Here is a 13,318-nt window from a genome sequence, read left to right on the forward strand (position 1 = left end):
AATGAGACGATTTTCATTATACATTTTTCATTATTCATTATACATTTATTTATTCGGCATATAAACTTAGATTAGAGATGACTGAATCAGGTTTTACGAACTTGTAGTGTATTTTTTCATTTTCGCGTACCTGACGTAAGCCTTCCAGAAGGATCTTATCATCTTTAGTCAAACCAGTCCGAACAACAAAAATGTGGGGCATTTCTGCGGCTATGGTGATTTCCCGGGATCTAATCTTATTGTCTTTATCCACTATATACACATACTTCTTTTCAAGGACTTCGAACGTGGCTTTCTGTGGAATAATCAGGGCATTTTTAAGCGGTAAAGTCATTTGGATATTACCCGTTTCGCCATGACGTAACAGCCCGTTCGGGTTTGGGAAGGTAGCCCGAAACGCAATGTTTCCGGTTTCGTTGTTGAAGTCGGCTTCAATTGTTTGAACCACGCCCGGATGATCATACACTCGCTGATTGGCCATCAGTAGGTTTACACTAGTCAGATTTTCCTGCTGAGCGTGGGTTTTATAGTTCAGGTACTCGGCTTCGGGTACGTTGAAGTACACCCACATTTTGCTGTTATCGGAGAGCGTAGTCAGTAAATCACCCTCATTAACAAGACTACCCAACCGTACCTGAAAGTGGTCCATGATACCATCGAAAGGCGCTCTTACCTCGGTAAATCCAAGGTGAATCTGCGCTACAGATACTTCAGCTTTCGCTTTGTCTAACTTGGCTTTGGCCAGGGCCAATTCATTTTTCGAAACAATATTACTATCCGCCAGTAGTTTTGTGTTTTTGTATTCGACGTCTACAAAATTGGCTTCGGCCTGTGCTTTCAGTAATTCAGCCTGGTATTGAATTGGCAGAATCTGAAACATGAGCTGCCCTTTTTTAACGTACTGGCCTTCGTCTACGAAGATTTTCTGTAAGTAACCCTTTTCCAGCGCTCTTATTTCGATGTGCTGGATCGAGTGGATTTGAGATACGTAATCATTCGTGATCGTCGTGTCTTTTTTCAGTGGACTGGTCACCAGATAGTTGACTTCTTCTTCCTTTTCTTCTTCTTTATGTGAACAGCTTGTAAAGCACCACAAGGCACACAAGCTCATGAGCATGAGCATTCTATTCATAACTATCTTATTTTTTACACGAAACGATTTTGACAATTTTCAATTAGTGTTCTTGAACTATAGGATCAACTATAAACGGGTTGTCGATGACTCCGGCAGTTGAAGAAGGGCTCGCTGATCACCCAGAAGCCAAAAGTGCCTGGTCGCCAATGGGCTTAGGATTGACGAATACAAAGGTATTTTACCCACAGGCGGCCAACATTAAAAAATACTTAAGGGGCGATTAGAAATTCTTTAAACAATTATATTAGTAGGACAATACCGGGAATTTTCCGTAGCTGGCTGGCTTTTATCTGATTTTAATTGTATTATTTCTATGATAAGTTGTCATTGAATCAGCCGGATATGGGCGGAGTTGACGATTTTATTAAACGTAGATTAAAAGGGAATTAGAAGTCTATTCAATGGGTTAGATTAAACGATCGAGCCTATATAAATTGGCAGTTGGTAAAGCGGTATTCTCATGCAAATATTACTCGTTGACGAAGACGCAAAACTGGCCTATTCCCTGAAGCGTAGTTTGAAGGAGCATGGCTTTAGGGTTTCAACAGCACTAGATGGCGCTACTGCCCGAAAGTTGATTGAGTTTGGGGGAATCAATCTGGTCATACTGGAAACTAGCCTGCCCGATGTAAGTGGGTATGAGCTATGTCGCGATATCCGCACCCAAAATGCTCACATCCCTATTATTATCCTTACGAACCAGGGAAGCATTGACTGTAAATTGGCCGGGTTCGATGCCGGGTCTGATGACTATATTGTTAAGCCCGTTGAGTTTAGTGAGCTGCTGGTCCGGATTAAGTCAAGCATAAAACGCAGTTATCAATCCTATGAGTCTGGATTAGGTGAGTCGACTCAGCTAACCATGGCCGACTTGACCCTGGATTTACGGGAAAAGACCGTAATCAGAGCTGGTAATAAACACATCAACGTGACACCTCGTGAGTTTGCCATCCTGGAGTATTTCTTACGAAACCAGGGAACGGTACTCAGCCGCGAAGAAATTACACAGAACGTATGGGACATGCCCGTTGGGGTAGGCACTAATCTACTCAACGTATATATCAACTCGCTACGAAAAAAAATTGATAAAGATTTCGAGACAAAACTGATTCACACGCGTAAAGGAATTGGTTTTGTGATGAAGGAATAGCATGCTGCTTAAATCGCGATGAATCAATCGTCGGGCTTATATCATTGGCTGGCCAAGCCCAATCAACAAAATTAGTAAGCTTATAATTTTGAAGTATTTAAGGGTTTATTACAACTTTGCTTATAAATCCTGTATTGAATGTCCCTGCACTTGTTAACCGACAATGAGTTGTTGGCCCTGCTTCGAGAAGACGACGAGCAGGCGTTCAGGGAGTTATATGATCGATACTGGTATAAAATGTACGTAATTGCTCATCGTAAACTTCGGCGGAAAGAAGTGGCTGAAGAGTTGGCGCAGGAGCTTTTTGTAATGATCTGGCAGAAACGGGAATCCCTGCGGGTCATTAATTTACAGGCGTTTTTAGGGGTGTCGCTCAAGAATCTGATGATCGACTACATCCGCCGAAATATTCAGGAGGAGCATTACCTCGATCAACTTCAGCAGTTTTTCCCCGCCGAAACCTTTGCCACTATAGAGGCCGTACAGATGAATGAACTCTCCGAAGCGATTCAGAGTACATTGGCCAAACTTCCCGAAAAAACCCGGGAAATTTTCATTCTCAACCGGTTCGAACACCTTACCATTCGGGAAATTGCCCAGCGACTGAACCTGTCCGAAAAAACAATAGAATACCACCTTTCCCGGTCAACCACCTTTCTACGCCAGAATCTACGCGATTTCATGACCGTCTGGGTGCTGTTATTAATCTCCTGATTACATGAAATGAATAGAACCGCACCGGCGGATCGGCTGATTGTTATGATAGTTATGATCCTAATATGATTTAACTACTGTATTCTTCTGGAAAAATCATTGTTAATCTTAACGATCATAAAAATCCGCGTTCTATTCAAAGTGAAAAAAAATCTAAAAAAAGCCTGATTGGTCTTAGGGAATTTTTGGAGCTATTCGTCTATACCTTTTGTCGGCCCGCCGATGCAAACGAATGACTCAACCCGATGGACAGCACCAACTACCAGGAATTACTTGCTAAATACCTCAGGGGCGATTGCACTGACGAAGAACGGGCACTACTCGATCAATGGTATTCGTCTTTGGATTCTGAGGTAGTACTACCGGCTACCGATGAGGAGAAGAAACAGCTACTCGCTAAAAACTGGCAGGTATTGGCCGTTCGAACCGTAAAAACGGCCCCCGTCAAACACTTCCAATTCAGACCATATTGGGCGGTTGCTGCAGCTGTTTTATTGATCAGCGGATTGAGCTGGTACTTCATCAGTCAGTCAACATTGGAACTACCAGCACAACAGGAGCAAGTATCGGAAGCAAAATTGCCGTTTACCGAGCGAACTAATACATCTGCCGTACCTGAGCGGGTGGTGTTAAGCGATCGGAGCGTGGTTACGTTACAACCTGGCAGTAGCCTCCGCTATCCAATTGCATTCGCTGGCAACAATCGGGAAGTAACCCTGGTAGGAGAAGCCTTTTTTGAGGTACAGAAGAATCCACACAAACCATTTCTGGTCTATTCACACGACCTGATTACCAAAGTACTCGGAACCAGCTTTCGGATTAAAGCAGACCCAACCGATCGGAACGTGACGGTGGCCGTTCAAACGGGGCGTGTATCCGTCTATTCGCCCAAACTGGCAACGCAGACTAAATCAAAATCGGACCCGGAAACCATCGGCGTTGTACTGACCCCAAATCAGCAGGTAACCTATCTGGGGCAGGAGCATCGGCTGGTTAAAACACTGGTTGAGAAGCCCGTCGTGCTGATTCCGGAAGCGGAATTAGCCTCTTTCACGTTTCAGAATGCCCCGGTTTCCAAAATCATGGCGGCTATTGAGAAAACGTATGGCGTGGATGTGGTCTATGACGAAGAACTAATGGCTAACTGCTTTATAACGACGTCCTTAGATCAGGAAAATCTGTACGATAAACTGACGATTATCTGTAAACTGCTGGGAGCTACGTACAAGGTCATTGATGCGCAGATCGTCATTACCGGATCTGGGTGTTAAATGGTCATTGGTGGTCATGCAATGGTTATGTAAATGAAAACAACCAATGATTATAATATGACAAGGAATGACTACTAAATGACAAGCTCTTTACTTAACCCAACTGCTATGAAGTGAAGGTAACCTGACGTAAAAAAAGAAAGTCGGCGATGGGTCCAAGCATCGCCGACTGGATAAGCCCCAGTTCGGTTGGTATTCCGTTGCATCCTCGTCAGATGTGTAGGGGCTCGTTTGTCTTTGTCTAAATCCTGTAAACAAAAACGATCAAAGGTATGAAATTACCTCGACTCAGTCACGCCTACGCACGTACCCTTATGCGTATCACTATTGCCCAATTGCTTTGTACGGTTTTGTTCCTGAACATGACCTATGCCCGAACGGTCAAAGCCCAGGCCTTGCTGGAGCAGTCAATTACCTTATCCGTTGAGAATAAGGAGATTCGCGTTGTATTGTCGACCATTGAAAAGGCCGCGAAGGTTACCTTTTCCTATATACCACAACAGATTCAGGCCGATCGGAAGGTGTCCATAAACATCTCGAATCAACGCCTGTCTACGGTACTGGATCAGCTTTTCAGGAACCTGCCGATAACCTACGAAGTGGTGGGGAAAAAGCAGATTTTGCTCAGTGTGCGCCCCACTGGTCAACCCTCTATTCCGACGCTACTGCCTAAGAATACCTCATTTGAGCCTAGTCCGGCCACCGACCGCCAACTCTCGGGCACCGTTAAAAGTGAAACCGGCGAAGGCTTGCCGGGTGTGAGTGTGGTTGTTAAAAACACAACGCGTGGTACCACGACCGATGCTGATGGTAAATACAGGCTTAGCGTTCCTGATGAAGCTACCACACTTGTGTTTTCCTTTGTGGGGTATCTGAATCAGGAAATAGCCATCGGCAATCGCAGTACGATAGACGTAAAACTCATTCCAGATCAGAAGTCGTTGAACGAAGTAGTTGTAGTTGGGTATGGGACTGTGAAGAAAAGTGATTTAACCGGCTCGGTTGCAAAAGTGGGTGAAGCGGATATTAAGGCAACACCCATCGTAGCGCTTGACCGGGCTATGCAGGGCCGTGTAGCAGGCGTGCAGGTCACGACCAACTCGGCCCAGCCAGGTGGCACAACAACCGTTCGGATTCGGGGAACTGGATCAGTAAATGCGGGCAACGAGCCGTTGTATGTGATTGATGGGTACCCAACGGGTAACCTAAACTCAATTAACCCCAATGATATTGAATCGATTGAAATCCTGAAAGATGCATCGGCCACAGCCATTTACGGCTCACGTGGTTCGAATGGTGTGGTTATCGTAACGACCAAACGTGGGAAAGAAGGGCAGTCGAGTGTTAATTTTGAGAGCTATTATGGCGTTCAATCAGTACGTCGGAAAATTCCGCTACTAAACGCCCGCGAATACGCCGAGTTTATCAACGAAGCTCGGACCAATGGGGGCAGTGCCGCTTATTTCGACGGTTCAGCACCCGACCGCCCTTTACCGTCATCGCTGGGGGAGGGTACCAACTGGCAGAATGAAGTACTTCGAGAGGCTCCTATTCAAAATTATCAGTTGAGTTTTACGGGGGGAGAAACCAAAACCAGATACGCTATATCGGGAAGTTATTACGACCAGCAGGGTATCATCAAGAACTCGTATTTTAAACGCTTTACGTTACGGGCCAATCTGGATCGCGAGGTGAAATCATGGTTGAAAGTAGGCCTTTCGATGCAGGGGGCCTACACCAACGCCAATGCCGCCCGTACTGAAACAGACGGTGGTATTAATAGTGGGGTTACTACATCGGCGATCAATTACGCTCCCGTTTTCCCAATTTACAACAGCGCAGGTACTTATTATCTGGATCAGGGCTCCCTAAACGGCAACCTGGTTGATAACCCGGTGGGACTGGTGAACGAAATCACCAATATAAACCTGAACACTCGTATTCTGGGGAACGTATTTGCCGACCTAAAGCTGGCCGAAGGACTGACGTTCCGCACGAGTTGGGGAGCCGACATTCTGAATTCTAAAACAAACAACTATGCCACCCGGCTGATACGTCTGGGCGCTACATCGAACGGGAGTGCATCGGTCAATTCGAGTTTTAGCCTGAACTGGCTGAATGAAAATACACTCTCCTATACCCGAACCATTGCCCAGAAACATAGCCTGAACGCACTGATTGGCTATACCACACAAGGGTATCATAATGAGGGCGTTGGGGCTAGTGCGGTTAACTTCACCGACGATTTTGCCCAGTTCAATAATCTGGCGGCTGGTGCTACATTGCAAACGCCCAGCTCGTCGGCCAGCGATTGGGCACTAATTTCGTATCTGGCTCGTGTAAACTACAATTACGACAGTCGGTTTCTGGTTACGCTCACTGCCCGGCGTGATGGCTCGTCAAGGTTTGGGACCAATAATAAGTACGGATTTTTTCCATCGGGAGCCTTAGCCTGGCGCATTATCAATGAGAAATTCCTGAAAAACCAGAAGTTACTGACTGATCTGAAACTCCGAACCAGCTACGGTTTAAGTGGTAATCAGTCTATTGGTGACTACCAGTATTTATCGGGGCTGGGCGTCAGTACCTCTGTATTAGGAGGTGCTTCTCCAGTACTACGTACCGGCTGGACTCCCACAGGCATTAGCAATCTGGATTTACGTTGGGAGAAGAGTGCACAGTTTGATGTAGGGGTTGATGTAAGCTTGTTGAACAACCGCATTCAGTTTACCGCCGACTACTACGTTAAAACTACCTCCGACCTGTTGTTTTCGGTCAATATTCCCCAAACAACGGGATATAGCTCAGCCCTCCGAAACATCGGCAAGGTAGAGAATCGGGGACTGGAGCTGTCGTTATCAACCATCAATGTGGATAAAAAAGACGTCCGCTGGAATACCGAGTTTAGTCTGGCGGTCAATAGTAACAAAATCCTGACTCTCGACGGTCGTCCCGAATTTACGACAGGTGAGGGTAGTGGCCACCTTCAGGTATCAAATACAGTTTTGTTGAAGGTAGGTGAAGCATTGGGGAATTTCTACGGCCGTATTATGGACGGTATTTTCCAAAATCAGGGAGAAATAGACAACTCGGCCCAGAAAACAGCTAAACCGGGCGATATAAAATATCGGGATCTGAACGGCGATGGTGTTATTAACGACAACGACCGGACGATTATCGGGAACGGTTACCCTAAACTTTTCGGTGGCTTTAACAATACGGTAACGTACAAGGGGTTTGAGCTGAATGTGTTTTTTCAGGGGATTTCGGGTAATCAAATCCTGAACTACCTACGGTTTGATTTGTATAACCTGAATGGAAATAATAATCAGACAAAAGATGTCGTCAATCGATGGACGCCAACCAACCCCAGTAATGAAATTCCACGAGCTACGCTCACAGGCGGGCAACGAATTTTGTCGACGTTCCATATTGAAGATGGCGCCTACCTGCGTCTAAAAAATATTTCACTGGGTTACAATCTGCCCCACGGACTCCTGAACAAACTAGCGATTCGGAATGCCAAAGTCTACGTAGCCGCCCAGAATTACCTCACGTTTACAGCCTACAAAGGCTATGATCCGGAAGTTAGTCGCTTCGGCACTACGTCGATCAGTCAGGGGATGGATTACGGTGGTTATCCGGCTGCGAAAACACTGCTTTTTGGTTTAAATCTGACACTCTAAACGCCTTACTCTCGTGAAAATAACCTATATTCTTCTTGCTCTTTTGATGAGCTTGCTGACGGCCTGTGTACCCAATCTGGATTTAAATCCGCTTGGTTCTCAATCGGTTGGTAGCTATTATAAAACGGCTTCGGATGCTGAAGCGGCTACGCTGAGCATGTACGGTCAGTTGCGGGCTATGTATCGTGATGAAATTGTCGTTACGCCCAATGTCATTGCCGCCGACGATGGCATTCCGTTCCTGACGGGTAATGCCGACCGGGTTGCCATGTGGCGCTACGGCCTAATTCCGACTAATACGTTTGTGGGAAACATCTGGAGTAACGCTTATACAGGTGTTCAGCGATCCAACGTCGTCATTAACCGAATTCCAGCCATTCCGATGGATGAGGCAACCAAGAAAAGCTACGTAGGCGAAGCGAAGTTTCTCCGTGCTCTGCATTATTTCACATTAGTTCGCTTTTTTGGTGGCGTGCCACTTGTTACAACCGAAACCAATTCGCTGGAAGATGTTAACGCAGCACGGACTTCAGTCGATGAGGTCTACAAGTTGATTGAAAGCGATCTGAAAGAAGCCGAAAGTGTACTGCCTAAAAACTATACAGGCAACAACGTAGGGCGGGCTACGGCGGGGGCAGCCAAAGGGCTACTGGCCAAAGTGTACCTAACCTGGGCGGGCGCGAATGCGAGTTCACCTTACTGGGCGCAGGCAGCCGCCAAAGCCAAAGAGGTAATGGACATGGGTGGGTATGATCTCTGGGCAAACTATGCCGATGTATTTGACCTGAAAAACCGAGGTGGCAAGGAATCGATTTTTGAGGTGATGTACATCACAGATCTGGCCGGCAATAATTTTACGACGGGTTATGCGCCACGCGGGGCACCTATTGTTCCGAGTACAGGCAGTGGAATTTTCCGGGTTAGTAAAAGTTTGTTTGATAGCTATGCCGCAGAGGATAAACGGAAAGCTGTTTCGTTCCTGACCTCCTATGTGAATCCAACAACAAAGGCAACCGTTGCACTCTCGACCGATGATACTGATCCGGCTAAGGCAATATCGTTTTGGAAGTTAGCCGATGTATCGGCAACGGTTAGCGGAGGGGGTGGGAAAAGCTTTATCGTCCAGCGCTTTTCGGATATTCTGCTCATCTATGCCGAGGCACTCAGTGAAGCCAACAATGGTCCAACGGCCGATGCCTACACCGCCATTAATCGGGTGCGTGCCCGGGCGGGCCTTCAACCCCTGAGCGGATTGAGTCGGCAGCAATTTAAAGATGCCATTTTGCTGGAACGTCGGCTTGAGTTTGCGTTTGAAGCGAACCGCTGGTTCGATCTGGTACGAACAGGACGTTTGCTCGAAGCGGTGAATGCCGAAACGTCGTATGGGCGTAGTCCGGCTATAAAAGCAACTAACCTGGTATTTCCCATTCCGCAACGCGAAATGGATGCCAATGCAGCTTTAAAACAAAATGACGGCTATTAAATCCTGACCTAATGACTTTTCGAAAACATATCCTATTTCTGTTTTTACTTCTTTCCTTGAAGGGGGTAGCCCAACAAACCTACGACGTAGTGGTATATGGTGGCACTCCGGCAGCCGTAACAGCGGCCATTCAGGTAGCGCGTCTGGGCCAATCGGTGGTATTACTGGAAACGGGTAAGCATCTGGGTGGAATCATGGTCGAAGGGTTGGGCGGAACCGATATCGATAATCAAAAAGATTTTCAGAATAGCTCTGCCGTTGGTGGCTTAGCCCTTGAATTTTATCGGCGTATTGCGAAAGTTTATGGCCGCAGTGATGAATTTGAAGACGTACTACGGACGAAAGCCAAAAAACCAGATATCTGGCGGTTTGAACCGCACGTGGCAGAGCAGGTGATCAAAGACTGGGTAGCTGAACATAAGATTGTGGTGGCCTACGAAAGTCAGTTGCTGGAAACGCCAGAAGCCGTCTCGAAAAAAGGAACGTCCATTCAGCAAATAAAACTCACCAACGGTAAAACCTATCGGGGTAAAACGTTTATCGACGCGACGCTCGAAGGCGATTTGTTGTACCGGGCGGGGGTTAGCACAACGATTGGTCGCGAAGCCAACAGCGTGTATAACGAAACCAAAAACGGCATTCGGGCCGAAACGACTCACAATCAGTTTGCCGTTAAAGTAGATCCTTACAAGGTACTGGGCGATCCCTCAAGCGGGGTAATTCATGGAGTCTTGGGCGAGCCGTTGGGTGAACCGGGTTCGGGCGACCATCGTTTACAAGCCTACTGTTTCAGGGTATGCCTTACCAATAAGCCGGAGAATCGAATCCCGCTGCCGAAACCAGAAAACTATGACCGTCAGCACTATGCCCTGTTTGAGCGATACCTGAAAGCGGGTGGGCGGCTGTATCGCCCTGGTGCCAATCTGCCCAACCAGAAGACAGACTTTAACGGTGGCCGGGACGTATCACATAACCTCAATGGCATGAATTATGCGTATCCGGGCGGAACGTACAAAAAACGAAATGAGGTCATTGATTTCCATCGCAATTTCACGCAGGGGCTTTTTTATTTCCTGGCCAATGACCCTGAGATTGGTCGGCTAGACCCTGATTTACAGAAAACCTGGTCGGAGTGGGGGCTAACAAAAGATGAATTTACCGACAATGGAGGTTGGCCCCGAATTTTTTATGTACGGGATGCCCGCCGTATGGTATCGGACTATGTAATTACCGAACATCACGTCAAAAAAGATAATCCTACACCGGTCGAAGATCCGGTAGCAATGGCCTATTGGCCACCAGATGTTCATAATGCCCGTACCATTGTCAAAGATGGGTATGCCTACAACGAAGGCTTTGTGTTTGGGGGGAATGAATGGCAGCCATTGCCCATTTCCTATCGCGCCCTGGTGCCGAAAGCATCCGAGTGTACCAATCTGTTAACAGCTTCTTGTCCATCGTCCAGCCATATCGCCTACGGTGCCATTCGGATTGAGTTTACGTTCATGGCCTTAGGGCAGGCCTGTGGTACTGCTGCCGTGTTAGCTAACCAAAAGCGGGTAACGGTTCAGGCTGTGAATCAGGGAGAACTACGAAAAAAGCTACTGGCCGATGGGCAGGTCTTGTCGTTGAATAACTAGCCATACCATAAGCGTATTACCCCTTATCCAGTTATAAGCCTTGGGAATACATTTTAGAAAGAAGAATTTTTAGATAGGTTGGTTTGTAAATTCCCGGTGGACTTCTGCCGGGTTATTTTTTGTCGATAACTGGCTGATAATCTACCTCAAACAATTCCTTATGTAAGGCTTATAGCTCCGTCTAAATAAATTTTGCACAATACTGAGTATTAGTTGAATTATCTTCCCTATTAACCAGCGTATCCACTTCCGTCGCAACGTACCGGACTAGTTATTGAATCGCTCTTAATGGGGAAGAGATTATGCTGAAACTCAACATAGGCCAGCAAGCCCAAAATACGTGGGAGAAAACGGACGAAACGCTACTCTGGCAGCAGTTCAGAGAGGGGCAACAGGAGGCTTTTCAGGGGTTGGTTCAGCACTTTTACCGCGAACTTCACTTCTACGGCGGTCGTTTCACCCGCGATTCTGATCTGCTGAAAGACTGTCTGCAAGACCTGTTTCTGGACTTATGGACGTATCGGCACAAGATTGTACAAACGCCCTACATCCGGCCTTACCTCTACAAATCGTTACGTCGAAAAATCCATCGGGAAGTGATGCGTCATTCGGCCGTTGTTAGCGAAGACAGCGTTCCGTTCGATGATGTAAGTTCGGAAGAGATTACCGCCGAACAGGCCCTGATCCGTACTGAATTGTCTGAATATCAGACGGCCCGTTTACATGCGCTACTGGCGACCCTGTCTGACCGACAGCGGGAGGCTATCCACCTGAAGTTCTACGCCGAATTATCGAACGATGAGATCGCTGATGTACTGGCGGTTAACAAACAATCGGTGGCGAATCTGTTGCATCGGGGATTAACCCGGTTGCGGGAAAGCTGGCCGTCACTGCTATCGTTGTTCGGCTGGTTGGTAAACGAGTCGTTCCCCAAATAACCCCTGCGTACTGAGTATTGTCCCGAAAAACCACCCTATTAACAAACGAGATGGCTGACTCTCATACGCTATGAAAACGTATCAACACTACACCGTCGAGGATTTTCTAACCGATAACTGGTTTCTGGCCTGGGTGAAACACGATCAACCCGAAGCACGCCAGTTCTGGGAGGAATGGCAACAACAGAATCCGGCCCAACGGCATACGCTACTGCTGGCCAAGGACATGGCCGAAGCGCTTAAAAACCGCCCGCATACATTGTCTGCCGAGCAGGAACTTCTGGAAGTGGAACGGATTGTTAAACTGACCCGCCATGTACCCACACCGTCGCGCTGGGTGGTGCTTAAGTCATCGCTGAACCAATATCGCTGGCTGGCTGCGGCTCTGCTACTTATGGTGCTGGGTGCGGGCTGGTGGGTTATGCAACATCGGTTGTCCGTGAATCAACTGGCCAAAACGGAGTCTGTTCCGGGACAGGAGAATCGCTCAAACGAGCAGTGGTTCAATCAGGTCAATGGCACCTCTCAACCGGTGGTTCTGTCGTTGCCCGATGGTAGCCAGATGACGCTGATGGCGCATAGTCAGGCATCGTATCCTCGCTCGTTCGATGCCGATAAACGGGAAGTTTACCTGAAAGGGGATGCGTTGTTTTCGGTTGTTCATGAAGGAAAACGACCATTTCTGGTGTATAGTGGCACTTTGGTCACCCGCGTACTGGGCACCCGATTCCGGGTTCAGGCCCGTCCGGGCGAAACTCATATGCGGGTTTCGGTCATATCCGGGAAAGTATCGGTGATGGATCAGAAAGCCTGGATAGCTTCCCGAACGTCGAGCAGTACCCCTGTGTCGGGCGTGGTGCTGACGGCCAATCAGCAGGTAACCTACAATCCGGGCCTGAATAGTTATCAGAAAGAATTGGTACCCCGACCCATGGTTATTCCTTCTGTAGCAGAAAGTCCAGAAACCTTCAATTTCGACGATGCCCCAGCTACGAACGTTTTCGACCGACTAAAAAAAGCCTATGGTGTAGAAATCATCTATGATGCGTCGGCCCTGCGGCATTGCACCCTAACGGCCTCGCTGGCGGGTGTCTCGCTGTATGATCAGCTTCAATTGCTGTGTGCCTCCATTGGCGCATCGTATGAAGTCGTCGATACGCGCATCATCATTACAAGCAAAGGCTGTTCGTAAGTGAATGAATAATGCATAATGAATAATTCATAATGTAAAATGTAAAATGAATAATGGGTAAGGGGTTGATTGTTAATAGTTTGCCTGTTGTTTGTTTTGCCGCATGGGT

At 47.3% G+C, this 13,318-nt stretch carries 10 protein-coding genes; 9 read left to right on the forward strand and 1 reads right to left on the reverse strand.

The window, feature by feature from the left end:
• Positions 1–49: 49 nt before the first annotated feature.
• Positions 50–1,132 carry an efflux RND transporter periplasmic adaptor subunit gene (locus tag ACYVGO_RS33585; RefSeq protein ID WP_142770900.1) on the reverse strand — a complete coding sequence of 361 codons (1,083 nt, stop codon included), beginning with the start codon at positions 1,130–1,132 and terminating at the stop codon, positions 50–52.
• Positions 1,133–1,218: 86 nt separating this feature from the next.
• Between ACYVGO_RS33585 and ACYVGO_RS33590 the strand changes: the two genes are divergently transcribed.
• The 9 genes from ACYVGO_RS33590 (at position 1,219) to ACYVGO_RS33630 (ending at position 13,209) form a co-directional block, all read left to right on the forward strand.
• Positions 1,219–1,359, forward strand: coding sequence for a hypothetical protein (locus ACYVGO_RS33590; RefSeq protein ID WP_460973097.1), 141 nt, complete (start codon positions 1,219–1,221; stop codon positions 1,357–1,359).
• Positions 1,360–1,595: 236 nt separating this feature from the next.
• Positions 1,596–2,285 (forward strand): response regulator transcription factor, encoded by a 690-nt coding sequence (locus ACYVGO_RS33595; protein ID WP_142770901.1) that lies wholly within the window; start codon positions 1,596–1,598, stop codon positions 2,283–2,285.
• A gap of 138 nt (positions 2,286–2,423) precedes the next feature.
• Entirely contained in the window at positions 2,424–2,999 is a 576-nt protein-coding gene (locus tag ACYVGO_RS33600) for an RNA polymerase sigma factor (protein WP_142770902.1), read from the forward strand.
• A gap of 245 nt (positions 3,000–3,244) precedes the next feature.
• Positions 3,245–4,270, forward strand: a complete 1,026-nt coding sequence (locus tag ACYVGO_RS33605; RefSeq protein WP_460973099.1) for a FecR family protein — start codon at positions 3,245–3,247, stop codon at positions 4,268–4,270.
• A gap of 272 nt (positions 4,271–4,542) precedes the next feature.
• Positions 4,543–7,956 (forward strand): TonB-dependent receptor, encoded by a 3,414-nt coding sequence (locus tag ACYVGO_RS33610; protein ID WP_460973100.1) that lies wholly within the window; start codon positions 4,543–4,545, stop codon positions 7,954–7,956.
• A gap of 13 nt (positions 7,957–7,969) precedes the next feature.
• Positions 7,970–9,439, forward strand: coding sequence for a RagB/SusD family nutrient uptake outer membrane protein (locus tag ACYVGO_RS33615; RefSeq protein WP_460973101.1), 1,470 nt, complete (start codon positions 7,970–7,972; stop codon positions 9,437–9,439).
• Between the two features lie 11 nt (positions 9,440–9,450).
• Positions 9,451–11,079 carry an FAD-dependent oxidoreductase gene (locus ACYVGO_RS33620; protein WP_460973102.1) on the forward strand — a complete coding sequence of 543 codons (1,629 nt, stop codon included), beginning with the start codon at positions 9,451–9,453 and terminating at the stop codon, positions 11,077–11,079.
• Between the two features lie 302 nt (positions 11,080–11,381).
• Complete coding sequence (locus tag ACYVGO_RS33625) at positions 11,382–12,017, forward strand: RNA polymerase sigma factor (protein ID WP_460973103.1); 636 nt, start codon at positions 11,382–11,384, stop codon at positions 12,015–12,017.
• A 70-nt stretch (positions 12,018–12,087) separates the two neighbouring features.
• Complete coding sequence (locus tag ACYVGO_RS33630) at positions 12,088–13,209, forward strand: FecR domain-containing protein (RefSeq protein ID WP_460973104.1); 1,122 nt, start codon at positions 12,088–12,090, stop codon at positions 13,207–13,209.
• Positions 13,210–13,318: the final 109 nt, after the last annotated feature.

It is taken from the genome of Spirosoma migulaei (genome assembly GCF_054776855.1).